Genomic DNA, 25236 nt, shown 5'->3' on the forward strand with positions numbered 1-25236 from the left:
CTCAGGCCTCCTGTCCATGCGAGGTCGGAACTTGGAAGCGCTTCAACCTGAGCGCATTGCTGACGACGCTGACGCTCGACAGCGCCATGGCGAGCCCGGCGAAGACCGGCGAGAGCAGGATGCCGAAAGCCGGATAGAGCACGCCGGCCGCCACCGGGATCAGCAGGGCGTTGTAGCCGAAGGCCCAGGCGAGATTCTGGCGGATGTTGGAAATCACCGCCTGCGACAGCGCGATCGCACGGGGCACACCCATGACGTCGCCGGACATCAGCACGACATCGGCGCTTTCGATCGCGATATCCGTGCCGGTGCCGATGGCAATGCCGACATCGGCCTGAGCGAGGGCAGGGGCGTCGTTGATGCCGTCGCCGACGAACGCGACCTTGGCGCCGCGGCCCTGCAGGCGCTTCACCACCTCGGCCTTGTCGGTTGGCAGCACCTCGGCCCAGACCTCGTCGATGCCGAGGCCGCGCGCGACCGCTTCCGCCGTGCGCCGGTCGTCGCCGGTCACCATCGCGACCTTGAGGCCGAGCTTGTGCAATGCTGCGATGGCCGCGGGCGTGGTCTCCTTCACCGCGTCGGCGACCGCGATGACGGCTGCGATCTTGCCGTCGATCGCGGCATAGAGCGGCGTCTTGCCGGCCTCGGCCAGCGCCTTGGCGCGGGCGGCGAAGGGCGCGATGTCGAGCTTGGCCTCTTCCATCAACCGGTGGCCGCCGATCGCGACCTTGCGGCCCTCGACCGTCGCGGTGACGCCACGGCCGGGGTCGCTGGTGAAATCGGCCGGCTCGGCGAGCTCGAGGTTCCGCACCTTGGCGGCTGCGACGAGCGCCAGCGCCAGCGGATGCTCCGAGCGGTTCTCGGCCGAGCCGACGAGGCGCAGCACATCGTCGGCGGCAAAGCCGTTCGCCGGCTCGATATCGGTGAGCTCGGGCTTGCCCTTGGTCAGCGTGCCCGTCTTGTCGAGCGCGACGATCTGGACGTCCTTCAGCGCCTGCAGGGCGTCGCCCTGGCGAAACAGGATGCCGAGCTCGGCGCCCCGGCCGGTGCCGACCATGATCGAGGTCGGGGTCGCCAGGCCCATGGCGCAGGGGCACGCGATGATCAGCAGCGCGACGGCATTGACCAGCGCATGCGACAAAGCCGGGCTCGGGCCGAAGCTCAGCCAGACGGCGAAGGTCAGGATCGCCAGCACGATCACCACCGGCACGAACCAGAGCGTGACGCGGTCGACCAATGCCTGAATCGGCAGCTTGGCGCCCTGCGCCGCCTGAACGGTGCGCACGATCTGGGCGAGCAGCGTGTCGGAGCCGACCTTCTGCGCGGTGAAGCGCAGGGCGCCCGAGCCGTTGACGGTACCGCCCGTGACGGTGCTGCCGGCTTCCTTGCGGACAGGGGCCGGCTCGCCGGTGATCATCGATTCATCGACGAAGGAAGAGCCGTCGGTGACCTCGCCATCGACCGGGACGCGCTCGCCCGGCCTGAGGATCACGATATCGCCGGGACGGACGCTGTCGACCGCGACATCGCTCTCGGCGCCGTCGCGCAGCACGCGGGCGGTCTTGGGCTGGAGCGCGATCAGGCTGCGGATGGCAGCGCCGGTGCGGCCTTTGGCGCGGGTCTCGAACCAGCGCCCGAGCAGGATCAGCGTCACGATCACCGCGCCGGATTCGAAATAGGTGCCTTCCGTGCCCGCTGGCAGCAGGTCCGGCAGGAAGGTCGCGACGCTCGAATAGAGATAGGCCGCGCCGGTGCCGAGCATGACCAGCGAGTTCATGTCGGGCGCCAGCCGCAGCAGCGCCGGGAAACCCTTGCGCAGGAAGACGAGTCCCGGCCCGAACTGGACGATGGTCGCCAGCGCGAAGGAGAAGACGCGCACGTTCCACTCGCCGAAGGTGCCGGCGAGCCAATGGTGCAGGGAGGGAAACATGTGGCTGCCCATCTCGACCACGAGCAACGGCAGCGTCAGCAGGCCGGCGAGGATGACGGAGCGCAGCAGCTTGCCCTGCTCCTCGTCCTTGGCAGCCTGCCGGCGCGTGTCGGCATCGTCATCGGCCGCGGCGATCGGGCTCGCTTCATAGCCGGCGCCGGCGACGGCCTTGACCAGGGCCGGGACGATCTCGTTGCCGGCGAGTGTCTTTACACTGGCGCGCTCGGTCGCGAGGTTCACGGTGGCCTCGACCACGCCCGGCACGGCGCGCAGGGCCTTCTCGACATGGCCGACGCAGGAGGCGCAGGTCATGCCCGAAACCGACAGTTCGATTGTATTCTCGACCGGGGTGTAGCCGCTCTGGCGGACCGCCGCCTCGACCTGCTTCAGGTCGGTGCCGCCCTTGGCGAAGCTGACATGCGCCCGTTCGGTCGCGAGATTGACCGAGACCGCATCGACGCCCGGCACCGCCGCGATGGCGCGCTCGACATGGGCGACGCAGCTCGCGCAGGTCATGCCCTCGACGCCCAGATCGAGGGTTTCGAGGTCGTTCCAGCTTCTGTCGATGACCGTCATCGCCGTCTCCTTCATGGTGATGACAGGCGATATAAGGTTTCCCATTATGGGAAGGTCAAGGTTGGTCCCATGAGTTTTTGAGAGGGTGGCACGGCGCCCGGTTCAGGGCATCTCGACGGAGACGCTCTTGATCACCGCATGGACCGGTTTGCCGGGCGCAAGGCCGAGCAGGGCGAGAGATTTCGCAGTGATGCGCGCCGCCAGCTTCGCCTCGCCGCAAGCGATGAGCAGATGCACGGTGCTGCCGCCGGTGCCGCTGCGCTCGCCGATCTCGGAGACCTTTCCCGACAGCACGTTGAGCGCGCTGATCTCGGCCGGCTGGCCGAGGCTGAGCATGACGTCGCTGGCGAGGATGCTAATCTTGATCCGCTGGCCCTGCCGCAGCGTGCCACGCGCGATCGTCAGCGGTCCGGCTGGTGTCGTCAGCCGCGCCAGCCCGAAAGCCTCCTCGAAACCGGCCACTTCGGCGGATAGCAGCGTGCTCGCTTCCGGTGCGCCCGGCCGTGCGGCCAGATCGGGCCGGGACAGGATGTCGGCCGTCGGGCCGCAAGCCGCAACACGCCCGTTCTCGACTATCGCGACGGTGGTGGCGAGGCGCGCGACCTCGGCCAGCGCATGCGAGACATAGACGATGGGAATGCCGGCCTCGTCGCGCAGGCGCTCGATATGCGGCAGGATCTCGGCCTTGCGGGCTTCGTCGAGCGCCGCCAACGGCTCGTCCATCAGCAAGAGGCGGGGCTGCGCCAGCAAGGCACGGCCGATGGCGACGCGCTGCTTCTCGCCGCCGGAAAGGCCGCCCGGTCTCCGGCGCAGCAGATGGCCGATCCCCAGCAGTTCCAGCACCTTGTCGAGCTCGGCCGGCTTGCGTTGGCTGCGCGGCACGAACCAGTGTCCGAAGAGCAGGTTCTGCCGCACGGTCAGATGCGGAAAGAGCCGCGCCTCCTGGAAGACATAGCCGATGCGCCGACGATGCTTCGGCAGGAAGACGCCGCGCCCGGTATCGACCAGCGTCTCGCCATCGACGCGGACATGACCGGAATCGGGGCGGATCAGCCCGCCGATCACATTGACCAGCGAGGTCTTGCCCGAGCCCGAGCTGCCGAACAGGGCGGTGAGGCGCCCATCGGAGATGAAGCTCGAATCGAGCGTGAAGTCGCCGAGCCTGTGGCGGACGGCAATGTCGAGGACATCCGTCATTCGACGTTGATCCTGCGGCCGACGATGCGGGCCATCAGTTCGGACAGGAAGAGCGCCGCGACCGAGATCACGATCGAGATCAGCGTCAGGCGCATTGCGCCGGCATCGCCTCCCGGAACCTGCGTGAAGGTGTAGATCGCGGAGGGCAGGGTCTGCGTCTCGCCGGGAATGTTGGAGACGAAGGTGATCGTCGCGCCGAACTCTCCCATCGCCTTGGCGAAGCACAGGATCATGCCGGCGATGATGCCGGGCAGGCAGAGCGGCAGGGTGACGACCAGGAAAACCCAGATCGGGCTCGCACCCAATGTGCCGGCGGCGGATTCGAGCTTTCGGTCGACCGCCTCGATCGAGAGGCGGATGGCACGGACCATCAGCGGGAAGCCCATCACGGCGCAGGCCAGCGCCGCGCCGGTCCAGCGGAAGGACAGCACGATCCCGAACCAGTCATAGAGGAACTCGCCGATCGGTCCGCGCCGGCCGAAGCCGACGAGCAGCAGATAACCTGTCACCACCGGCGGCAGGATCAGCGGCATATGGACGATGGCGTCGAGCAGGGACTTGCCCCAGAAGCGCCCGCGCGCCAGCAACAAGCCAACCACGAGCCCCAGCGGGAGGCTCGCGATCATGGCGGTCGTTGCGACGATGAGGCTGAGCCTCACCGCCGTCCATTCTTCAGGCGAAAGGGATAGCCAGTCGGTCACGAAGCGGCGATCACGAAGAGCTGGCGGCCTTGTTGAGCACCGTGAAGCCCTGCTTCTCGAAGACGGGCTTCGCGGCGGGGCTGCGCAGATAGGTCAGGAAGGCCTGCGCGTCGGGATTGGCCGAATCCTTGGTGACGGCGACCGGATAGACGATCGGCGGATGCGAATCCTCGGGGAAGGTCGCGACCACCTTGACCTGCGGGTCGGCGGCGGCGTCGGTCGCGTAGACGATGCCGAGCGGAGCCTCGCCGCGCGAGACCAGCAGCAGCGCGGCGCGGACATTGTCGGCCTGCGCGATCTTGTCCTTCACCTTGTCCCAGCTACCCAGCTTCTCCAGCGCGGCCTTGCCGTATTTGCCGGCCGGGACGGAATCGACATTGCCCATGGCGAGGCGGCCGACGCCAACGGCGCCCGCGACATCGACGCCGGGCTTGAGGTCGAGCTTGGCGGTGGAATCCTTGCCGGCGACCAGCACGATGCGGTTGGCGAGCAGGCTGACGCGGGTATCCGGCTTGATCAGGTTCTTGCCCGCCGCATAATCCATCCAGTCGAGATCGGCCGAGACGAAGAGATCGGCCGGGGCGCCGTTCTCGAGCTGTTTCGCCAGCGTGTTGCTGGCGGCATAGGAGATTTTGGGCGCCGGCTTGCCGCTCTCCTTCACCCAGTTGGCGGCGGCCTCGTCCAGCGCGTTCTTCATGCTGGCGGCGGCGAAGATGACGAGGTCCTTCGTCTGCGCCTGCGCGGCGTCGAAGGCGGGAGCAAAGCTCACGGCAAGGGCCAGGCCCATGCCCAGCAGGGTGCGGCGCTTCAACATGTTGTTCCTCGCTCGAATTTCTCGTTGTATATCGTCGGATATAACGATGGTTGCCGCGCGCCCGGACCCAAGTCAAGGCGCGGCGGCGGTCGCGTTGTCGCAAGGAGAGGACGAGCCATGAAGATCAGCGCCCGCAATCAGCTCAAGGGCAGGATCGTCGAGATCACCAAGGGCGCGACGACGGCCCATGTCCACATCGATATCGGCGGCGCGATCGTGACCTCCTCGATCACCAATGCGGCGGTGGACGATCTCGGGCTGACAGTCGGCAAGGAGGCCTATGCCGTCGTGAAGGCCTCCGACGTGATGATCGCGATCGACTGACGAGCCCCGCTCATATGGTTCGCGAGAACGAGATCCGCGAGAGGGAGGTCGCCGTCGCGCCGCCGCAGGCGACCGATGCCGGCCTTGTCTTCATCGGCACCATCCGCACACCCTGGACCTCGCGGCTTGTCTGCCCACGCCAGGGCAGGGCGGACGGGCCGATCTGCCGCATCGAACTCTTCCCGCCCTGGGACGAGGCGCTGGAGGGCATCGAGCGCTTCGAGCGATTGGAGGTGCTCTACTGGCTGCACCAGTCGCGCCGCGATCTCGTCCGCCAGAGCCCGGCCAATAACGGCGAGACCCACGGCACCTTCGCGCTGCGCACGCCGGTCCGCCCCAATCCGATCGGCACCTCGATCGCGACGCTGGTCGCGCGGGAAGGGCGGGTGCTTCTGGTGCGCGGGCTCGACTGCCTCGACGAGACGCCGCTGCTCGACATCAAGCCGGACCGCACGCTGTTCACGCCGATCGCCCCACCGCAGCCGGGTGACTTCGAGACAGGTTGAACGGCCAGCGTTTGTCTAGAGGTTCTTCTTCAGCAGCCATTCGCCGCTGCTCGTGACTTCGTTCGCCTCGATGAACCCTGCCGACAGGTAGAATCCCAGCGGGCTGTGCTCTCCTCGAACGACGCTCGTGCTGAGTCTGGCGACACCGCGCGCCTTCAGCAGCGCGAAGACCTGCTCCAGCGCGGCGCGTCCATAGCCTTTGCCCTGATGCCGGCGATCGACCATGAAGCGCCAGAGATAGGCTGTGCCGGGCTCGTCGTCGTCGCGCCAGAGGATGAAGCCGACAGGCTCGTCCCCGGCATAGATCGCCCGGAAGGTCGCGCGCGGCTCGAAATGCGCCTGCGCGATCGAGATCGCGACCGGCGCGACATTCCCACGCTGTTCCTCCGCGACCTCCAGTCCGCAGATGGTACGGACCGTCGCCGCGGTGATCTCTCGCAGTTCGACGGTCATGGCGGAGGCGCCGGAAACCGGTTGAGATAGGCCTCGGCTCGCGGCATGGCGTCGTGCAGGAACTGGCCAGGCTCACGAAGCCAGAGGCCGTCATAATCCCGTGATTTCGCTTCCGAGACGAGGATATCGGCCGGGAGTTCGATGAGGGAGGCCTGCCAGCCCGGCCAGCGCCTCCGGGCTCCGCGCCAGGTGTGATCGAGAAACCGATCCTTCTCCGTATAGCCGTGATAGTCGAAGGCCCAGCTGCCGCCGTCGACGAAGATGTGGTTGCCGGTATGCCCGGCCGCCGGCTTGATCCAGAGCGCCCGCATGCCACTCCGCCCCCATCTCGCGAGGAAGGCATGTACCAGGATGTGGCAGGCGCCGCAGGCGAAGAAAACCCGATCTGGCAGAGCCCAGCGCATCTGCGCATCACTCTTGCGATAGCCCGGAGTGCGCGGCTGATACATGGTTGGTCAGGGGTTGTTTCAGCGAACCTGCCGCGCTCCGTTCACCCGTGCGGGTGCTTGTGGATCGGGTCGACCCAGTAGACCTCTTCCGGCTTCTCGACCGGATCGACATCGGTGATGTTGACGACGACCGCCTCGTTGTCCGAGCGCACCAGCACGCATTGCAACGGGTTGTCGGGATCGGCGTTGATCTCCTGGTGCGGCACGAAGGGCGGCACATAGATGAAATCGCCCGGCCCGGCCTCGGCGACGAATTCCAATCGCTCGCCCCAGCGCATCCGCGCCTTGCCGCTCACGACATAGATCACGCTTTCGAGATCGCCGTGATGATGCACGCCGGTCTTGGCATTGGGCTCGATCGCGACCGTGCCGGCCCAGATCTTCTGCGCGCCGACGCGGGCATGGTTGATTGCAGCCTGCCGGAACATGCCGGGTGTCTGCGCCGTGTTCGGGTCGAGCTTGTCGCCGGAGATGACGCGCACGCCGTCATGCTTCCAGCGCTCGCCGTCATGGCTGTGATCATGCGGATGGTCGTGGTCGTGGCTCATCGATGCCTCCCGCTCAAGCCTGCTTCGCCGGCCCGGTCGCGACCGGCCGCTCGCCCATGCCCCATTCGGACCACGAGCCATCATAGATCGCCTTGGCCGGCTTGCCGACGGTCTCGAGCGCCGTCGACAGGATCACGGCCGAGACGCCCGAACCGCAGGTCATGATCGAGGGCTTGTCGAGATCGACGCCGGCATCCTTGAACAGCGCGACGATCTCTTCCGGGGACTTCAGCCGGCCATCGGTGGTGAGCTGCGATGACGGCAGGTTGAGCGAGCCGGGAATATGGCCGGAGGCCAGGCCCGGCCGCGGCTCCGCAGCCTCGCCACGGAAACGGTCGGCGGCGCGGGCATCGACCACCTGGATCGCCTGCGAGGCGGTGGCGCGGGCCACGTCATCGGCATCGGCGACGGCGCCGTTGTCGAGCCTTGCGGTGAAGCTGCGCGGCTTTCGCGGCTGCGGGCTGTCTTCCTCGACGGGCCGGCCTTCGGCCAGCCATTTCGGGAAGCCGCCGTCCAGGATGACCACATCGCGCGCGCCGAACACCTTGAACGTCCAGCGCACGCGCGGCGCCGCAAAGAAGCCGAGCCCGTCATAGACGACGATGCGCATGCCGTCGCCGATGCCGAGCGCCCCGACGGCCGCCGCGAATTCGGGCGCCGAGGGCAGCATATGGGGCAGGGACGAGCGGCTGTCCTTGATCTTGTCGATATCGAAATGGACCGCGCCCGGAATGCGGCGCTGGGCGTATTCGGCCGCGCCGTCGCGCTTCTGCGCCGGCAGATACCAGGAGGCATCGACCACGACGATATCGGGCGCATTCAGGCGCTCGGCCAGCCACTCGGTCGAAACGAAGACGTCTTCACGGGCCATAGGCGTATCCTCTGGGCATCAGCTTTGGTGATCTCAGGCCAGCGCGATCCGGACGCGCCGGTTCTGCTTGCCCTTCTTCTCGATATCGGTGACCGCGACCGCGCCGATCTCGGCGGTGTTGCGGACATGGGTGCCGCCGCAGGGCTGCAGGTCGATATCGCCGATGGCGACGAGCCGGACCCGGCCCGAACCGCGCGGCGGCTTCACCGACATCGTCTTGACGAGACCCGGATTGGCGTCGAGCTCCTCGTCGGTGATCCAGCGCTCGGTCACATCGGCATGGCGTGCGACGAGCGCATTGAGCTTCTCGCTGATTTCGGCCTTGTCGAGCCCGCCTTCCGGAATGTCGAAGTCGAGCCTGCCGTCGCCATCCCCGATCGAGCCGCCGGTGACCGGAAAGGACAGAACGACGCTGAGCAGATGCAACGCAGTATGGATGCGCATCCGCTTGAAGCGGCGCTCCCAGTCGAGCACGACCGTCACCGCCTCGCCGGGCGCAGGCAGGGCCTGCCCTTCGGCCGGGACATGGATGACCCGGCTCTTGTCCTCGGGATCGTAGATCGTGGTGGCGATGGCGATCTGGCTGCCGTCATTGCGGCGCAGATGCCCGGCATCGCCCGGCTGGCCGCCGCCGGTCGCGTAGAAATTGGTCCGGTCGAGGATGATGCCGCCGCGTTCGTTGACGGCCTCGACCGTCGCGGGCGTTTCCTTGAGATAGGCATCCTGTCGAAAGAGAAGTTCGGTCGGCATGATCTCGTCATTTCGCTGGCGGCGCGGAGCGCCCTTCCGGCGCAGACTGCACCGATTGAGCCAGCCATGCCACCGCGTTGGCGGGATAGCGGGGATGATTTCGGCCGCATGGCTTTCGGTCTGATGATTCGATGCCTAGATGACTGTCCCGCCAACCCGGAGCTGTCATGGCCTTGCCCCGCATGAAGCCGCAGGACGGCATCGCCTGGATCACCGGTGCCAGTTCCGGCATCGGCGCCGCGGTCGCGCTCGAGCTGGCGGCACGGGGCTGGACGGTTGCCGTCACCGCCCGGCGTCTGGAGGTGCTTGAGCGCCTCGCCCGTAGCGCCGAGAACCTGCCGGGCCGTATCGTCGCCCATGCCGGCGACGTGACCGACGCGCAGGGCATGCGGAATGTCAGTGACGCGATCGAGAGCATCCATGGGCCGATCGCGCTGGCCTTCCTGAATGCCGGCATCGCGTCGGGCCAGGGCAGGGCGATCGATGCCGAGACGGTCGAGAAGGTGGTAGGCGTCAACCTGCTCGGCGTCGCCAAGAGCTTCTTCGCCGTTCAGCCGCGCATGGTCGCACGGGGCAGGGGGCAGATCGCGGTCAATGCCTCGCTGGTCGGCTATCGCGGCCTGCCGGGTGCGGCCGCCTATGGCGCGGCGAAGGCGGGGGCGATCTATTTCTGCGAATCGATGCGGTTCGACTGCGAGGCGGCCGGCATCCGGCTGCAACTGGTCAATCCCGGCTTCATCGAGACGCCGATGACGGAGGGCCGCCGTTTCCCGATGCCGTTCCTGCTGACGGTGGAGGATGGCGCGAGGCGAATCGTCGATGGTTTCGAGCGCGGCGGCTTCGAGGTCACCGTGCCGCGCCGCCTTGCCTGGATCCTGAAGGTCGCGCGTCTCCTGCCTTACCCCGTCTATTTCGCGCTGATGTCCCGCTTCGCCGAACGCAGCGGCTGAACCGGTCAGCGACCGCGGATCGTGGCGAAGGCATCGAGCGCGCGCTGTCGTCCGAAGGCGAGATCGATGAGCGGGGCAGGGTAGGTCTGGCCGATTCGAACGCCAGCCTCGCGCAAGGTTTTCTCCGAAGCCTTCCAGGGCTGGTGGATATCCCCATCGGAAAGCCCGGCGAGTTCCGGCACCCATCGGCGGACATAAGCACCCTGGGGATCGTGGGTTTCTCCCTGCGTGACCGGGTTGAAGATCCGGAAATAGGGCGAGGCGTCGGCGCCGGAACCTGCGACCCATTGCCAGCTCGCGGCGTTGTTGGCCGCGTCGGCATCGACCAGCGTGTCCCAGAACCAGGCTTCGCCCGTCCGCCAGTCCTGCAGCAGATGCTTGATCAGGAAGGAGGCGACGACCATTCGCACGCGGTTATGCATCCAGCCGGTCGCCCAGAGCTCGCGCATGCCGGCATCGACGAGCGGAATGCCGGTCTGCCCGCGCTGCCAGCGGCTTAGCGCCTTGTCGTCGGGTTGCCAGGGAAAGGCATCGAATCGCGAATCGTAGTTGCGCGTCGCCAGATCGGGGTTGTGGAAGAGCAGGTGGTGGGAAAACTCGCGCCAGCCGATTTCCGAGAGGAATTTTTCCGCGTCCTGCTCCGATCCTGCGACTTCGCCGGTGGCGCGGGCGTGGTGCAGAGCATGCCAGACCTGCCGCGGGCCGATTTCGCCGAAATGCAGATGCGGCGACAGTCGCGACGTCGCGGCCCGGTACGGCCGGTCGCGGTCTTCGGCGTAGCCTGAAAGCCCGCTGCCGAGAAAATCGTCGAGACGCTCTGCGGCGCCCGATTCCCCCGGTGTCCAGGCCGACCGCAGACCGCCGGCCCAGTCCGGCTTCCGGGGTTCGAGCCCGAGATCATCAAGCGAGACCGTCAGCGCCTCGATCGAATCGGGCAGGGAGAATGCAGGGATTCGCGCGGGAGCGGCGATCGGAGCAGCCGGCTCGCCCTTCTGGCGGGCAGCACGCCAATAGGGTGTGAACACCTTCATCGGCTGCCCGGTCGTGGTGGTCACCTGCCAGGGCTCGTTGAGCAGATGGCTGTTGAAGCTGCTGACATCGATGCCGTTTCCGGACAACGCCTCCTTGAGTCGGCTGTCGAGTGCGATCTCCTTCGCCTCGTAGCGGCGGTTCCAGGTGACCCGGTCGATCCCTGCCTCTGCCGCAACGCGTGGCAGCAATTCGGCTGGATCGCCTTTCATCAGCACGAGCCGCCCGTGCCTCCGTGCGAGTGCTTCGCCAAGCGCAGCGAGCGAGCGCGACAGCCACCAGCGCGAGGCGCCGCCGATCGGGCGGCGATCAGGGCCTGTATCGAGAATGTACAGACATAAGGTCGGCCCGCCCGCTACGGCAGCGAGAAGGGCCGGGTTGTCCGCCAGCCTCAGATCGTTTCGGAACCAGTGAAGGGTGCGTCCGGTCACCATTCCTCATCCCCGGCACGGCCACGCAGGCCGCAATCCCCGATCAACGCGGCCGAAGCGGAGCGGGACCGGACAAGAGGAAAGATTTTTGGAAGCGATGGCTCGCGGGGCTTCGAAAACGGGCCGGCTTCTGCCGAATCTGTTATCGTCGCTCAGATTTCCAGCGGCAGATGCAGGATATCGGCGACCAGCCAGGATACGCCTGCGGTTCCGGCCATGAGGACCGCTATCAGAATGGCTTCGAACATGACGCTACTCCGCCCCGGACGGGCAGCTGCCACTAACTCAAATTTTAACGATCTGTAAATGAAGTTCTTAAGGCGAATCACAGCCTGAACGATGGCTCCGGATGGACGGCTGTTGAGACGATGGATGCATTGGAGGAAGCCGGTCTCGATCTCGAGCTCGGAGAAATCGGCCGGAGGCTGGATACCCTGTTCAGCGCGCGCCGCCCGCGGCCGGCGCCGCGGCAGAAGCCTGCGGCCTTCGAGGTCTCGGCCGCCGAGGCAGGGGCCGGTCGCCTGCGGGTGATGCTGGACGCCAACCTGCCGGAGGCGATCGGCCGGACGATTCTCACGCTGGCGATCAAGCATGGATCGGGCCCGAAGCCAGGCGAGGGCCGGCAGAATGCCGCTTCGGCTTCGTCGGCCGATGCCGCCCGAAAGGACTGACGAGCTTCCCAAAAGCCGCGACGGCGCCTTCGCTGCTTGAGATCGGGAACCCGAAGCCTGTTCGGGCGTCCCTTTCATGATGACTGATCCGAAAAAACCGCCTTTGGATTTTTGGCTCTGGCTGGCCGTCATCGGCCTGACGGTGATCGTCGCGGTGTCGTCGCTGACATTTCCGGAGCGGGTCGCACCGGATTTGTTCCAGCCTTCCTCCACGGCGCGCTGAGAGGGGAGGTGCCACCGATCCCGTCGATCGGGCTCAACCGGGCTATCGGACCCTTGCCCTGCCAGCCGCCGCTGCCGGGCACCATGCGAAAATCCGCAGGGACACCATAGGATGCGCAAATGGGCTCCGCAGGCGCAAATCCGCATCGTCGCCGGAAACCGCAACGCCACAGCAGCGATCAAAAGGAGAAAAGCGCAATCATATCAGCGCTTGAGATCTTTGGAGGCCTCGCCCGGAATCGAACCGGGGTGCAAGGATTTGCAGTCCTCTGCGTAACCACTCCGCCACGAGGCCTTCCGGCCAAAACGGCCACGGCCGCTTCAGCGAGAGCGCACTAACCACAAGCCGTGCGCCGCCGCAACCCGGCATCGCAACTTCCACAGCAGCGGCGACAAATCTGCCGGGTCGGCTCGCAAGGGGGTTGCACTATCCGGATCGCGCCGCTAAGACGCCGCCACGTTGTTCCCGGATAGCTCAGCGGTAGAGCAATCGACTGTTAATCGATTGGTCGCAGGTTCGAATCCTGCTCCGGGAGCCAGCCTCCTCCTGACATCGACGGTTCGTCCTTGCTGAACGGCAGAAGCAGCCTGCGGTCAGCCGGCGCTTGCCTTTTGCGCGAGCCTCGAACAGAAAGCTGCCGAAGAACGGCGCGATCGCTGCACCGGTTCGATGCGGCTTCACAGCAGCGGCCGCCCCTTGCAGCACCGGCGTCGTGGACGGAGAGTTCGGGCATGGACGATTTTACCTCGCTGCGCCGCAATATGGTCGATTGCCAGCTGCGCACCTATGACATCACCGACCGGGCCGCGCTGGCGGCTGCGGATTCGGTGCCGCGCGAAGCGTTCGCTCCCGAGAACCTCGCCCATCTCGCCTATCTCGATCAGGCGATTCCGCTGCCGGGCACCGGCCGGGCGCTGATGACCCCGATGGTCGCCGTGCGGATGATCCAGCTGCTCGATCCGCAGCCGGGCGAAGACGCGCTCGAATACGCCGGCGGTTCCGGCTACGGGGCGGCATTGATGGCCCATATGGGCGCCAGGGCCACGCTCTGGGAGCCCGACGCGCCGGCACGCGCCTTGGCGGAAGCGGCGCTTGTTCGCGCGGGCGCCGCCGGCGTGACGGTCACAGCCACGCAGCCCGGCGATGCCAGCTTCGATACCATCCTCGTCAGCGGGGCCTGCGAAATCGTGCCCGAGGCGCTTTTCCCGCTGCTGCGGCCGGAAGGCCGGCTCATCGTGGTCGAGGGCCTGGGCCGCGCCGCGCGGGTCATGCTCTATCTGAAGTCCAGCGACGCCGTCTCCGGCAGGCCGGTTTTTGACGCGGCGGCGCCGGTCCTGTCGGAGTTCCGTCGTCCGGCGGCCTTCGTTTTCTGAAGCGATTGGTGTCGCATTTTTGCGGCACTGCACGAACGAAACCATTCCGGAGCCGCCCAATCCGTTGGCGGAAGGCGCCGAAACGGTTATGAATTGCAACTCTGCCGAGGCTGGGGCGATGCCTGGGCGCGACTTTCAGTGCGCACATGAGGCGTCCACGTGTATAAAAGCGACGAAAAGACTTCCCGGTTCGGACTCTCCGCCGTCTTCGCCTTGGCGTTGGCGGGCGGCTGGGTGGGGCCGGTTTCGGCTCAGACGATGGAAGCCGCGCTCGCGCGGGCCTATTCCGCCAATCCCACGCTCAATGCGCAGCGCGCCTCGGTCCGCGCGACCGACGAGAACGTGCCGCAGGCGAAGGCGGGCTATCGCCCGCGAATCACGGCCTCGGCCGATATCGGTGCCAGCATCACGGAATCGGGGATTCCGGCCTTCGCCAGCACCTCGCCGGTCCATACCAACAACGTATCCCGCCTCGGGCCGCGCGGCGCCGGCGTGCAGATCGACCAGAACATCTTCGATTCCGGCAGGACCCGCAGCGCCGTCGGCCAGTCCGAATCGCAGGTTCTCGGCGCTCGCGCCACGCTGCGCAACACTGAGCAGAACGTGCTGCTCGATGCGGCGACGTCCTATATGAACGTGCTGCGCGACACGGCGATCCTGAATCTCAACCGCAACAACGTCGAGGTTCTCGAAGAGCAGCTGCGCCAGACGCGCGACCGCTTTCAGGTCGGCGAAGTGACGCGCACCGACGTGGCGCAGGCGGAAGCCCGCCTGTCCTCAGCGCGGTCCCAGGCGATTCTCGCCGAATCGAACCTGAAGACCTCGGTGGCCCGCTTTCGGCAGAATGTCGGCACCGAGCCGCGCTCGCTCGCTCCGGGGCGCCCGGTCGAAAGGCTCTTGCCGAAATCCTTGCCGGCTGCGCTGAATCAGGCCCTGTCGAACCATCCGGCCATCATCGCCTCGCTTCACGGCGTCGATGCCGCCGAGCTCCAGGTCAAGGTCACCGAGGCGGATCTCTATCCGGTGGTCGGCGTGCGCGGCGTGGTCCAGCAGCGCTACGATACCCAGTTCTCCGGCGACAACCGCTTCTCGGCCAGCATCGTCGGCACGCTGACGATCCCGATCTACGAGGGTGGCCAGGTCTATGCCCGGACGCGCCAGGCCAAGGAAACGGCCGGTCAGCGCCGGATCGAGGTCGATACCCAGCGCGACACCGTGCGCGCCGCCGTCGTTTCCGCCTGGGGCGGGCATGAAGCAGCCAAGGCCCAGATCGTCGCCGCCCAGGCGCAGGTCGAGGCGGCCTCCACCGCCTTGTCCGGTGTCCGCGAGGAGGCGAAGGTCGGGCAGCGCACCACGCTCGACGTCCTCAACGCCCAGCAGGAGCTGGTGAGCGCGCGTTCGAGCCTCGTCGTCGCGCAGCGCGACCGCGTCGTTGCGTCCTATGCGGTGCTGTCTGCCGTCGGTAAGCTCTCCGCCCAGTCCCTCAAGCTCAAGGCCGAGGTCTACGACGCCCGCCAGCATTACGAGCAGGTCCAGGGCAAGCTCTGGGGCACGCAGACGCCCGACGGCCGCTGAGCCCCGGCCGGCAGCCTCACACCACGGCGTATTCGGGCAACACGGCGGATTTCTCCTGTGGGGGAGCCGGTTGGCGCCTTGTCTGACAGCGACGCCGTGGAATACTGCGCTCGTGGAGCAGCGTTGATTCTGTCGGCGCGCCCGGTGTCCAACGGTTAGACTCATGAGCGCGCAAGCCAAGCCCAGCGAACCGTCGATGGAGGAGATCCTTGCCTCCATCCGCCGGATCATTTCGGACGACGAGGCGAAGCCGGCCGATGAGGCTGCAGCGCCGCAGGTAGACGTGGCGCCGGAGCCCGAGCCGGTTGCGGCGATCGACGACGATGTTCTTGATCTCGGAGCCGAGGCAGCCCTGGTCGCAGCACCGGAGCCCGCGCCGGCCGCACTCCCCGACGATGCCGATATCGCCTTCATCGAGGAGCAGCCCGCCGCGGCCCTGCCTCCGGAACCGCCGGCCCCTGCCGTCGAGCCGCCGCCGGCTCTAGTCCAGCCCGAAGCACGGCCAGAGCCCGCTCCCACGCCAGTCCCCGACATGGCGAGCCTGCTGTCGGATCAGGCCAGCTTCGTCGTGACCAATGCCTTCGGCCAGCTCGCCAACACCGTGCTCAGCAACAATGCGCGGACGTTGGAGGATCTGGTCAAGGACATGCTGAAGCCGATGCTGAAGACCTGGCTCGACGACAACCTGCCGACCATGGTCGAGCGACTGGTGCGCGCCGAGATCGAGCGCGTCGCGCGCGGCGGCCGAAGTTAAGCCAGCCGAACCGAAACGCGGGAGCCGCGCTTCGGTCGAACCTGCTCAGTTCCCGCTGGCCGCCCGTCGACGCCGTGTCGGCGCGCGTCTCCGCTCGAAAGCGCCAGCCTCCTGCAGCCGCAGCAATCCGTAGCCGAGCATGGCGAAGGCTGTCGCCGGCGCGCCCAGCCGCGAGACCAGCATGGTCAGGCCGACGGCGACCGGACGTGGGTAGCGGCCGGAGGCCGCCTCGACGGCAAACCAGGCCCCGAGGGCATGGACCAAGAGTTTCATCATCGCATCCTGCTCGTCGTTGCGGGGGTCAAAGGGGAACCTTGCGGTTTTCGCCGAGGTCAGGCTTGGCGCCGGTCAGGGCGGCCGCAGCCATCTTGACGCTGGTGACGATCTTGCCGGGGCTGTCCCAGAATTCCGCCATGCTCGGCCGGACGCGCAGCACCCGGATGTTCGGGTCGTTCTCGTCGTCCCAGAACGCCCGGTTGCTCGCATCCCAGAGGTCATGCACGCGCTGGCGGTCGTCGAGCACGGTCGCGGTTCCCGTCACCGAGAGATAGCGCTGGCTATCGGTATCGGCGAAGGCGACGCAGACATTGTCGTTGATCTGGATCTCGTCGTCCTTGTGGTGGCGGCGGTCGGTCAGGAAATAGATCGCATCATCCGCGCGTTCGCCATGGGCGTGCATCGGCCTGGCACGCAATTCATCGCCCTGACCGTCATGGGTCACGAGCATCGCGAACTTGATCGAATCGATCAAGTCCCAGACCCGCATCTGGTCGCTGTGGTGAGGCATGTCGCTCTCCCTGCTGGCTGTCGTTGGCTGCTGCTTGGTCCAACGGGGCGCGGCGCGGCTGGTTCCGTCGCAAAGGCCTCGAGCGAAGCGGAACCACTCGGCGTTTCGCGCGTATGAGGAAAGGCGTGCCGGCATCGGCCCCGCGCCGACGTCACGACGTCGCTCCGATAGTCCTTCTCGATATGGGGTTTGCCATGGCCAAGACCGCAGCCAAAGCCGCGCCACGTAGCGCACCGAAGAGCGCGACGACGGGAAGGGTGGTCAAATCCAGCCGGATCGACCTGGCCTCGAACACCAAGACCAAGGTCATCGGCCTGCTCAACGAGCGCCTCGCTGACGGCATCGACCTCTCGCTGCTGACGAAGCAGGCACACTGGAACCTGAAGGGCCCGGGCTTCATCGGCATCCACCTGATGCTCGATGGTTTCCGCGCCGAGCTCGACACCCATGTCGACACGGTCGCCGAACGCATCGCCCAGCTTGGCGGCATCGCTTTCGGCACGACGCAGACCACGGCCCAGTCGACCTCGCTCAAGCCCTATCCGACCGAGATCGTCGCCGTTCCGGACCATCTCGCGGCGCTGATCGAGCGCTATGCCGCTACCGCCAACAAGGTCCGCGAGGCGATCGACGCCTGCGACGAGGCCGGCGATGCCGATACCGCCGATATCCTGACCGCCTATTCCCGCATGCTCGACAAGTCGCTCTGGTTCCTGCAGTCGAACCTCGCCTGAGGTCCGAGCAGAATGGCCGCGTATCATCGAAAACGTTGACGCGCGGCCCGTGCATGGGTTCTTAAGGCGCGAGACCTTTTTGGCCCATGATTTTCCGGCCGGGGCAGGTTCCCCGGCCTTTCTGCGTTCGAGCGATGCGATGATGGACAAGACTTTCGAACCGGCCGCCGTCGAGGCCCGGATCAGCAAGGCCTGGGACGAGGCGCAGGCCTTCAAGGCGGGCAGGGGGGCGGCACCCGGTGCCGAGCCCTATTGCATCGTGATCCCGCCGCCGAACGTCACCGGTTCGCTTCATATGGGCCACGCGCTCAACAACACGCTGCAGGACGTGCTCTGCCGCTTCGAGCGCATGCGCGGCAAGGACGTGCTCTGGCAGCCCGGCACCGACCATGCCGGCATCGCGACGCAGATGGTGGTCGAGCGCAAGCTCGCTGCCGAGAACCGTACCGACCGGCGCAGCATGGGCCGCGAGGCCTTCCTCGCCGAGGTCTGGAAATGGAAGGCGGAGTCGGGCGGCACGATCTTCAATCAGCTCCGCCGGCTCGGCGCTTCCTGCGACTGGTCGCGCGAGCGCTTCACCATGGACGAGGGGCTCTCGGCCGCCGTCCTCAAGGTCTTCGTCGGCCTGCACAAGCAGGGGCTGGTTTACCGCGCCAAGCGGCTGGTGAACTGGGATCCGAAATTCCAGACGGCGATCTCCGACATCGAGGTGCTGCAGCTCGAGAAGAACGGCTCGTTCAAATGGCAGCGCGGCGGCGAGGAGGCTTTCGACGCGGCCAAGCTCGACAAGGTGCTCAGCCGCGACCCGAACGGCCATCTCTATTATTTCAACTACCCGCTCGAAGGCGTGGCCTACGATGCGGACGACGCTTCGACCTTCATCACGGTCGCGACGACGCGCCCCGAGACGATGCTGGGCGATACCGGCGTCGCGGTTCATCCCGAGAACGAGACGATCGGTCACCTGATCGGCCGCAACGCCGTGCTGCCGCTGGTCGGCCGCGTCATCCCGATCTTCGGCGACGACTATGCCGATCCCGAGAAGGGCACCGGCGCGGTCAAGATCACGCCGGCGCATGATTTCAACGATTTCGAGGTCGGCAAGCGCCACCAGCTCGACGTCGTCAACATCCTCGATGGCGAGGCGCGTGTCCTCCTCGCCGGGAACGAGGAGTTCCTGGCCGGCGCGACGCCCGAGGCCGAGACGATGGCCCTCGACGGTGCCGATCGCTTCGCCGCGCGCCGCCGCGTCGTCGAGATGATGGCTGCCCGCGGCCTGCTCGCGAAGGTCGAGCCGCACGCCCACACCGTGCCGCATGGCGACCGTTCCGACGTCGTCATCGAGCCCTGGCTGACCGACCAGTGGTATGTCGACGTCAAACCGCTGGCCGAGCGTTCGATCAAGGCGGTCCGTGACGGCCGCACCAAGATCACGCCGGAGAACTGGACGAAGATCTATTACGACTGGCTGGAGAATATCGAGCCCTGGTGCGTCTCGCGCCAGCTCTGGTGGGGCCACCAGATTCCGGCCTGGTTCGGGCCGGACGGCGAGGTCTTCGTCGCCGAGTCGGAAGCAGAAGCACAGACGCTGGCGATGGCGCATTACGGCGACACCGTCGCGCTGAAGCGTGACGAGGACGTGCTCGACACCTGGTTCTCTTCGGCGCTCTGGCCGTTTTCGACCCTGGGCTGGCCGGAAGAGACCCCCGAGCTGAAGCGCTACTATCCGACGGCGACGCTCGTCACGGGCTTCGACATCATCTTCTTCTGGGTCGCCCGGATGATGATGATGGGCCTCAACTTCATGGACGAGGTGCCGTTCCGCGACGTCTACCTTCACGCGATGGTTCGCGACGAGAAGGGCGCGAAGATGTCGAAGTCGAAGGGCAACGTCATCGACCCGCTGACGCTCGTCGACACCTATGGAGCGGACGCGCTGCGCTTCACCTTCGCGGCGATGGCGGCGCAGGGCCGCGACATCAAGCTCAGCACGCAGCGCGTCGAGGGCTATCGCAACTTCGCGACCAAGATCTGGAACGCCGCGCGCTTCGCCGAGCTGAACGGCTGCGCGCGAGCCGAAGGCTTCGATCCGGCATCCGTCAAGCAGCCGCTCAACCGCTGGATCCTCAGCGAAGCCGCGCAGGCCGCCGAGGAGATCGCCGCCGGCATCCCGAGCTTCAGGTTCAACGAGGCGGCGGGCGCGGCCTATCGCTTCGTCTGGAACCAGTTCTGCGACTGGTATCTTGAGCTTGCCAAGCCCGTGCTGCAGGGCGAGGGCGTCGATGCCGCCGCCCGGGCCGAGACGCAGGCGACGGTGGCTTATGTCATCGACCTGATCTGCCAGCTCCTGCATCCGTTCATGCCGTTCCTCACCGAGGAGCTCTGGGCGCAGAAGGCCGAGGCCGGCGCGCCGCGCAAGCTTGCGGAGGGCGACGCCTCGCTGGTCTGCCTGACCCGCTGGCAGGACCTCTCGGCCCTCAAGGACGCCGCGGCAGAAGCCGAGATCGGTTTCGTCGTCGACCTGATCTCGGACATTCGCTCGGTGCGTTCGGAAGTGAACGTTCCGGCCGGCACGCAGGCACCGCTCGTTCTCGTCAATGCCTCGGCTGCGACGCGCGGGGCGATCGAAAGCTGGCGGCCGATGATCGAGCGGCTGGCGCGCGTCTCCGACATCGCCTTCGAGGCGACGGCGCCGGGCCAGTCGGCCCAGATCATCGTGCGCGGCGAGGTCGCGGCGCTGCCGCTGGCCGGGCTGATCGACCTCGATGCCGAGCGTACGCGCCTGACCAAGGAACTCGCCAAGCTCGACCAGGACATCGCAGTCGTCGAGAAGAAGCTCGGAAACCCCGATTTCATGGCCCGCGCGCCGGACGAGATCGTCGAGGAGAATCGCGAGCGCAAGGCTGCGGCCGAGGCCCGCAAGCTCAAGGTCGCGGAGGCGCTGACGCGGCTGGCGTGACCCGGGTATCGCATTCCGGTCACGCCCGTGTCGTCAAATTGACGCTGATCCAAGAGAGGACTCGCATTCCCACGCGGACCCCGCTTAGATGCGCCCGACGCAAACCCGTCATGCAGAATGCGTGGCGGCACAAGGACCGGCTGTTCAGAACCCATGCTCAAGCGAGCCTATGACTGGTGCGTTTCCTACGCCTCTCATCCCGCGGCCCCCTGGCTGCTCTTCGGCCTCACCTTCATTGAAAGCTCGTTCAGCCCGCTGCCGCCGATTCCGCTGCTGATTCCGATGTGCATCGCCCGGCCGGACCGGGCCTGGTTTTATGCCGGCATCTGCTCGCTGGGCGCCGTGCTCGGCGGCTATCTCGGCTATGCGATCGGGGCGCTGCTTTACGAGTCGGTCGGCGCCTGGCTGATCGGCATCTACGGGCTGCAGGACAAGGCCGCTACCCTGATCGCGACCTCGCAGGACTACTGGTTCTGGGTGCTCGTCACCAAGGGCCTGACGCCGATCCCGTTCAAGATCGTCACGATCATGTCCGGCTTCCTGCATTTCGACCTGTGGAAGTTCACCATCGGCATGGTCGTCTCGCGCGCGACCTTCTTCCTGATGATCGCGGTGGCCTTGCGCTTCTATGGCGACGACATCCGCATCTTCATCGAGAAGCACCTGCCGATGACGGCGCTGGCCCTTGTCGTGGTCATCGTCGGCGGCTTCTTCGTGCTGCCGATGGTGCTGTAAGTAGCCGTTACGTCACCCCGCCGCCCTGAACTTTGTGACATCGGCGCAACACCCGGACGGGAACGGTGCCCGGCACCCCAGCGACCTCCACAATCGCCGCGAAGCCGCCACAAACGAAGCCCAGCAAAACGCTGCGTTAAGTGCCTGAGATATATCGAAATCGGGAGTAACGCGCCGGTCCTTGAACGGTTCCGGACGGTTTTCGGGTTTTCGGGGGCGCGATTGCTCCCGGTAGGCGTGGCGTGGCACATCTTCGCGCCGTGCTGATCGGGGGACAGGGCGAGTGGCGATGGACGGGCGTGTGTACGACAAGTCGAGGCTGCCGAGCCGCCATGTGAGCGTCGGCCCGGCCAAGGCCCCGCACCGCTCCTATTATTACGCGATGGGCATGACCGCGAAGCAGATCGCGCAGCCCTTCGTCGGCGTCGCCTCCTGCTGGAACGAGGCGGCCCCCTGCAACATCTCGCTGATGCGCCAGGCCCAGGCCGTGAAGAAGGGCGTCGCCTCCGCCAGCGGCACGCCGCGTGAATTCTGCACCATCACCGTCACCGATGGCATCGCCATGGGCCACCAGGGCATGAAGTCGTCGCTGGCCTCGCGCGAGGTCATCGCCGACTCCGTCGAACTGACCATGCGCGGCCATTGCTACGATGCGCTCGTCGGCCTCGCCGGCTGCGACAAGTCGCTGCCCGGCATGATGATGGCGATGGTGCGCCTCAACGTGCCCTCGATCTTCATCTATGGCGGCTCGATCCTGCCCGGCACCTTCAAGGGCCGCCCCGTGACCGTGCAGGACGTCTTCGAGGCGGTCGGCAAGCATTCGGTCGGCGCGATGTCCGACGAGGACCTGAAGGAGCTCGAGGAGGCTGCCTGCCCCTCGGCCGGCTCCTGCGGCGCCCAGTTCACCGCCAACACCATGGCGACGGTCGCCGAGGCGATCGGCCTTGCGCTGCCCTATAGCTGCGGCGCGCCGGCGCCCTACGATGTCCGCGACACCTTCTGCTACACCGCCGGCGAGATGGTGATGGAGCTGATCGCGAAGAATATCCGCCCGCGCGATATCGTCACCCGCAAGGCGCTGGAGAACGCCGCGATGGTCGTCGCCGCGACCGGCGGTTCGACCAACGGCGCGCTGCACCTGCCGGCGATCGCGCATGAATGCGGCATCGATTTCGACCTGTTCGAGGTCGCCGAGATCTTCAAGAAGACGCCCTATATCGCCGACCTGAAACCGGGCGGAAAATACGTCGCCAAGGACATGTTCGAGGTCGGCGGCATTCCGTTGGTAATGAAGAGCCTGCTCGATGCCGGCTATCTCCACGGCGACTGCATGACCGTCACCGGCCGCACCATCGCCGAGAATATGGCCTCGGTGAAGTGGAACGACCAGCAGGACGTGGTCTATCGCGCCGACAAGCCGATCACGGTCACCGGCGGCGTCGTCGGCCTGCAGGGCAATCTGGCGCCGGAAGGCGCGATCGTGAAGATCGCCGGCATGCCCGAGGATCAGCTCGTCTTCACCGGCCCGGCCCGCTGCTTCGACCGCGAGGAGGACGCCTTCGAGGCCGTCCGGAACCGGACCTACAAGGAAGGCGACGTCCTCGTCATCCGCTACGAGGGCCCCAAGGGCGGCCCCGGCATGCGCGAGATGCTGTCGACCACCGCGGCACTCTACGGCCAGGGCATGGGCGACAAGGTCGCGCTGATCACCGATGGCCGCTTCTCCGGCGCCACACGCGGCTTCTGCGTCGGCCATGTCGGGCCTGAAGCCGCTGTCGGCGGCCCGATCGGCCTGATCCGCGACGGCGACATCATCGAGCTCGACGCCATCACAGGAAAGCTCGCAGTCCGCCTTTCTGATGCCGAACTTGAGTCGCGTCGTAAAAGCTGGGCGCCGCGAAAGACCGACTACAATTCCGGCGCGCTGTGGAAATACGCGCAGACCGTCGGCTCCGCCAAAGGCGGCGCCGTCACCCACCCAGGAGGGGCGGCCGAAACCCATTGCTATGCGGATATCTAGCTCAACCATAGCATGCCTGTTCCTGTTGCTGGGTGGCCATCAGGCCGCCCTGGCGCAGGATTTCTCAGGCGCCAAGCCGCTGCCGCCGCGCGCCATTCCGGGCGGGGCGCTGCCGGAGCCTGACGATTCCGTGCCCGGCGGCTCGGACGCTGCGGCCATCGCTCCCGGCCCCAATACGCCGACCGCCCATACCGCGCTGCCGCTCGTGCCCTTCACCAGCGCACGCGACGCACTCAAGGCCTGGATGCGCGATTCCACGGCCGGCAACAAGGTCGGTGCCGTCCGCGCGCTCGAATACGCGGCCTCGCAGGGCCATCTCACGGCGCAGTACAAGCTCGGCCGGATGTATGCCGGCGGCGAGGGCGTCCCGGCCAATGATCTCAAGGCTTTCGAGTATTTCTCGAAGATTGCGGACGAGAATGCCGATGCGATGCCCGGTACGGCCGACGCCCGGCTCGTCGGCAGCGCCTTCGTCGCGCTCGGCAATTACTTCTCGGACGGCATTAAGGGCAGCTATGTGAAGCCCAATCCCGACCGTGCCTTCGACATGTTCCATTACGCCGCCTCCTATTTCGGCGACCCGGATGGCCAGTACAATCTCGCCCGCCTCTACATGACCGGGCAGGGCGCCAGCCGCGATCGTCGTCAGGCCGCCCGCTGGATGAAGCTCGCGGCCGAGAAGGGCCACGCGCCCGCCCGTGCCGCCTTCGGCGAAATGCTGCTGCGCGGCGGCGAGGGCGTGCCCCGCCAGCCGGTTCTCGGGCTGATGTGGCTCGCCATGGCCCGCGAGGGCGCCGATCCGACCCGCGAGGCCTGGATCATCGAGCGGCACGACGTGGCTTTCGCGGCCGCCTCGGCGAGTGACCGCTCGGCGGCTCTGGCCCTGATCGAGCGCCAGCATCTGGTCAATTCGCGCAACGGCAACGCCGTCCAGAACTGAGCAGAAATACTGTCATTCTCGGGCGAAGCGAAGCGCAGACCCGAGAAGCTCTTGCACGATGAGGCGCCTCTCCGTCCTGAGATGCTTAGGACTCAAGCCCGGGCATGACGTCCGGTTGCTGCCCTCAGTGCAATTCGATCATCACCGGGACATGGTCCGAGGGCTTGTCCCAGCCCCGGACATGCTTGGCGATCCTGACGCCCGACAGCCTGTCCGCCGCCTGGGCTGAGAGCAGCAGATGGTCGATGCGGATACCATTGTTCCGCTGCCAGGCGCCGGCCTGGTAATCCCAGAACGTATAGAGTCCGGGCGCATCGGTCGTGCTGCGCAGGGCTTCGGTCAAACCGAGATTGATGAGCCCGCGGAAGGCGGCACGCGTCGGTGGCAGGAACAACGCATCGCTCACCCAGGCAGCGGGATCGCGGGCGTCGCGCGGCTCGGGGATGACGTTGTAGTCGCCCGCCAGCACCAGCGGCTCCTCATGCTCCAGCAGCATGCGGGCATGGGCGGTCAGCCTCTGCATCCAGCCGAGCTTGTAGGGATATTTCTCGGTGTTGGGCGGGTTGCCGTTCGGCAGGTAGATCGAGGCGACGCGGACCACGCCATCGCCGAGCGGCAGAACGCCCTCGAGATAGCGCGCCTGCTCGTCGCCATCGTCGCCCGGCAGGCCGCGCCGGACATCCTCCAGCCGCGAGCGGCTGAGGATCGCGACGCCATTGAAGGTCTTCTGCCCGTGGGTCTCGACTTGCCAGCCGGCGGCCTCGATCTCGGCGCGCGGGAAATCGGCGTCCACGCATTTGATCTCCTGCAGGCAGAGCGCATCGGGCTCAGCCTCCTTCAGGAAGTCGAGGAGATGGCCGAGGCGCTGCCTGACCGAATTGACGTTCCAGGTGGCGATCCGCACGAGACGCTCCGATTCAAGACGAGCCGCAGGAT

Annotated in this window: 26 protein-coding genes and 2 tRNA genes; 14 read left to right on the forward strand and 14 right to left on the reverse strand. The window is 66.7% G+C overall.

Annotated features, from left to right (window positions below):
- Position 1: 1 nt before the first annotated feature.
- The 4 genes from FHT98_RS24010 to modA all read right to left on the reverse strand — a co-directional run bounded on the left by FHT98_RS24010 (position 2) and on the right by modA (position 5218).
- Positions 2-2506 carry a heavy metal translocating P-type ATPase gene (locus FHT98_RS24010; protein WP_185745257.1) on the reverse strand — a complete coding sequence of 835 codons (2505 nt, stop codon included), beginning with the start codon at positions 2504-2506 and terminating at the stop codon, positions 2-4.
- A gap of 102 nt (positions 2507-2608) precedes the next feature.
- Entirely contained in the window at positions 2609-3703 is a 1095-nt protein-coding gene (modC, locus tag FHT98_RS24015) for a molybdenum ABC transporter ATP-binding protein (RefSeq protein WP_142115535.1), read from the reverse strand.
- Positions 3700-4404 carry a molybdate ABC transporter permease subunit gene (modB, locus tag FHT98_RS24020; protein WP_142115536.1) on the reverse strand — a complete coding sequence of 235 codons (705 nt, stop codon included), beginning with the start codon at positions 4402-4404 and terminating at the stop codon, positions 3700-3702. Before modB ends, modC begins: the two co-directional genes overlap by 4 nt.
- Before the next feature lie 10 nt (positions 4405-4414).
- The gene (gene modA / locus FHT98_RS24025; RefSeq protein WP_142115537.1) at positions 4415-5218 is read right to left on the reverse strand and encodes a molybdate ABC transporter substrate-binding protein; all 804 of its coding nucleotides are present in this window, start codon (positions 5216-5218) and stop codon (positions 4415-4417) included.
- Between the two features lie 117 nt (positions 5219-5335).
- On the opposite strand from modA, the gene FHT98_RS24030 reads away from it, so the two are divergent.
- A complete protein-coding gene (locus tag FHT98_RS24030; RefSeq protein ID WP_142115538.1) occupies positions 5336-5542 on the forward strand; it encodes a TOBE domain-containing protein in 207 nt (68 codons plus the stop codon).
- Positions 5543-5556: 14 nt separating this feature from the next.
- Positions 5557-6048 carry a tRNA (N6-threonylcarbamoyladenosine(37)-N6)-methyltransferase TrmO gene (gene tsaA, locus FHT98_RS24035; protein ID WP_142115539.1) on the forward strand — a complete coding sequence of 164 codons (492 nt, stop codon included), beginning with the start codon at positions 5557-5559 and terminating at the stop codon, positions 6046-6048.
- A gap of 15 nt (positions 6049-6063) precedes the next feature.
- On the opposite strand, the gene FHT98_RS24040 is transcribed toward tsaA, so the two are convergent.
- From FHT98_RS24040 to FHT98_RS24060, 5 genes are all read right to left on the reverse strand, one after another.
- The gene (locus tag FHT98_RS24040; protein ID WP_142115540.1) at positions 6064-6501 is read right to left on the reverse strand and encodes a GNAT family N-acetyltransferase; all 438 of its coding nucleotides are present in this window, start codon (positions 6499-6501) and stop codon (positions 6064-6066) included.
- The gene (locus FHT98_RS24045) at positions 6498-6812 is read right to left on the reverse strand and encodes a hypothetical protein (protein WP_248309300.1); all 315 of its coding nucleotides are present in this window, start codon (positions 6810-6812) and stop codon (positions 6498-6500) included. Before FHT98_RS24045 ends, FHT98_RS24040 begins: the two co-directional genes overlap by 4 nt.
- Positions 6813-6991: 179 nt before the next feature.
- Positions 6992-7498 (reverse strand): cupin domain-containing protein, encoded by a 507-nt coding sequence (locus FHT98_RS24050; RefSeq protein ID WP_142115542.1) that lies wholly within the window; start codon positions 7496-7498, stop codon positions 6992-6994.
- A gap of 13 nt (positions 7499-7511) precedes the next feature.
- Positions 7512-8369: a 3-mercaptopyruvate sulfurtransferase gene (gene sseA / locus FHT98_RS24055; RefSeq protein ID WP_142115543.1), complete on the reverse strand. Its 858-nt coding sequence runs from the start codon at positions 8367-8369 to the stop codon at positions 7512-7514.
- A gap of 33 nt (positions 8370-8402) precedes the next feature.
- The gene (locus tag FHT98_RS24060; protein WP_142115544.1) at positions 8403-9119 is read right to left on the reverse strand and encodes an alanyl-tRNA editing protein; all 717 of its coding nucleotides are present in this window, start codon (positions 9117-9119) and stop codon (positions 8403-8405) included.
- Positions 9120-9286: 167 nt separating this feature from the next.
- Between FHT98_RS24060 and FHT98_RS24065 the strand changes: the two genes are divergently transcribed.
- Positions 9287-10069 carry an SDR family NAD(P)-dependent oxidoreductase gene (locus FHT98_RS24065; RefSeq protein ID WP_142115545.1) on the forward strand — a complete coding sequence of 261 codons (783 nt, stop codon included), beginning with the start codon at positions 9287-9289 and terminating at the stop codon, positions 10067-10069.
- Positions 10070-10074: 5 nt separating this feature from the next.
- On the opposite strand, the gene FHT98_RS24070 is transcribed toward FHT98_RS24065, so the two are convergent.
- Complete coding sequence (locus tag FHT98_RS24070; protein WP_142115546.1) at positions 10075-11532, reverse strand: cryptochrome/photolyase family protein; 1458 nt, start codon at positions 11530-11532, stop codon at positions 10075-10077.
- Between the two features lie 365 nt (positions 11533-11897).
- Here FHT98_RS24070 and FHT98_RS24075 point away from each other — a divergent pair, with 365 nt between their 5' ends.
- Together FHT98_RS24075 and FHT98_RS26300 are read left to right on the forward strand one after the other, a co-directional pair.
- Positions 11898-12200 carry a hypothetical protein gene (locus FHT98_RS24075; protein ID WP_142115547.1) on the forward strand — a complete coding sequence of 101 codons (303 nt, stop codon included), beginning with the start codon at positions 11898-11900 and terminating at the stop codon, positions 12198-12200.
- Positions 12201-12276: 76 nt separating this feature from the next.
- On the forward strand, positions 12277-12423 hold the full coding sequence (locus FHT98_RS26300) for a hypothetical protein (protein ID WP_156407100.1): 147 nt from the start codon (positions 12277-12279) through the stop codon (positions 12421-12423).
- Between the two features lie 220 nt (positions 12424-12643).
- Here the strand turns inward: FHT98_RS26300 and FHT98_RS24080 are convergent.
- Positions 12644-12717 (reverse strand) — tRNA-Cys (locus FHT98_RS24080).
- A gap of 169 nt (positions 12718-12886) precedes the next feature.
- Here FHT98_RS24080 and FHT98_RS24085 point away from each other — a divergent pair.
- The 4 genes from FHT98_RS24085 to FHT98_RS26820 all read left to right on the forward strand — a co-directional run bounded on the left by FHT98_RS24085 (position 12887) and on the right by FHT98_RS26820 (position 16125).
- Positions 12887-12961 (forward strand) — tRNA-Asn (locus FHT98_RS24085).
- Positions 12962-13154: 193 nt separating this feature from the next.
- Entirely contained in the window at positions 13155-13796 is a 642-nt protein-coding gene (locus tag FHT98_RS24090; RefSeq protein WP_061967937.1) for a protein-L-isoaspartate O-methyltransferase family protein, read from the forward strand.
- Between the two features lie 159 nt (positions 13797-13955).
- Complete coding sequence (locus tag FHT98_RS24095; protein WP_061967935.1) at positions 13956-15371, forward strand: TolC family outer membrane protein; 1416 nt, start codon at positions 13956-13958, stop codon at positions 15369-15371.
- Positions 15372-15567: 196 nt separating this feature from the next.
- Positions 15568-16125 carry a PopZ family protein gene (locus tag FHT98_RS26820; protein ID WP_465246940.1) on the forward strand — a complete coding sequence of 186 codons (558 nt, stop codon included), beginning with the start codon at positions 15568-15570 and terminating at the stop codon, positions 16123-16125.
- 45 nt (positions 16126-16170) lie between these two features.
- Here FHT98_RS26820 and FHT98_RS24105 read toward each other — a convergent pair whose 3' ends face one another.
- Both FHT98_RS24105 and FHT98_RS24110 read right to left on the reverse strand, forming a co-directional pair.
- A complete protein-coding gene (locus FHT98_RS24105) occupies positions 16171-16398 on the reverse strand; it encodes a hypothetical protein (RefSeq protein ID WP_113585417.1) in 228 nt (75 codons plus the stop codon).
- A gap of 28 nt (positions 16399-16426) precedes the next feature.
- Positions 16427-16912 (reverse strand): pyridoxamine 5'-phosphate oxidase family protein, encoded by a 486-nt coding sequence (locus tag FHT98_RS24110; protein WP_142115549.1) that lies wholly within the window; start codon positions 16910-16912, stop codon positions 16427-16429.
- Between the two features lie 194 nt (positions 16913-17106).
- On the opposite strand from FHT98_RS24110, the gene dps reads away from it, so the two are divergent.
- The 5 genes from dps to FHT98_RS24135 all read left to right on the forward strand — a co-directional run bounded on the left by dps (position 17107) and on the right by FHT98_RS24135 (position 24300).
- Entirely contained in the window at positions 17107-17646 is a 540-nt protein-coding gene (dps, locus tag FHT98_RS24115) for a DNA starvation/stationary phase protection protein Dps (protein WP_091859340.1), read from the forward strand.
- Between the two features lie 139 nt (positions 17647-17785).
- Positions 17786-20605 carry a valine--tRNA ligase gene (locus FHT98_RS24120; protein ID WP_142115550.1) on the forward strand — a complete coding sequence of 940 codons (2820 nt, stop codon included), beginning with the start codon at positions 17786-17788 and terminating at the stop codon, positions 20603-20605.
- A 153-nt stretch (positions 20606-20758) separates the two neighbouring features.
- Positions 20759-21340, forward strand: coding sequence for a YqaA family protein (locus FHT98_RS24125; protein WP_061967927.1), 582 nt, complete (start codon positions 20759-20761; stop codon positions 21338-21340).
- A gap of 289 nt (positions 21341-21629) precedes the next feature.
- Complete coding sequence (gene ilvD / locus FHT98_RS24130) at positions 21630-23360, forward strand: dihydroxy-acid dehydratase (protein ID WP_061967925.1); 1731 nt, start codon at positions 21630-21632, stop codon at positions 23358-23360.
- A 25-nt stretch (positions 23361-23385) separates the two neighbouring features.
- Complete coding sequence (locus FHT98_RS24135) at positions 23386-24300, forward strand: tetratricopeptide repeat protein (protein ID WP_061967924.1); 915 nt, start codon at positions 23386-23388, stop codon at positions 24298-24300.
- A 124-nt stretch (positions 24301-24424) separates the two neighbouring features.
- On the opposite strand, the gene xth is transcribed toward FHT98_RS24135, so the two are convergent.
- On the reverse strand, positions 24425-25204 hold the full coding sequence (gene xth / locus FHT98_RS24140) for an exodeoxyribonuclease III (RefSeq protein WP_142115551.1): 780 nt from the start codon (positions 25202-25204) through the stop codon (positions 24425-24427).
- Between the last annotated feature and the right edge of the window lie 32 nt (positions 25205-25236).

Origin of the sequence: Allobosea sp. AK1, assembly GCF_006714945.1 — a bacterium.
Classification (GTDB): Bacteria; Pseudomonadota; Alphaproteobacteria; order Rhizobiales; family Beijerinckiaceae; genus Allobosea; species Allobosea robiniae.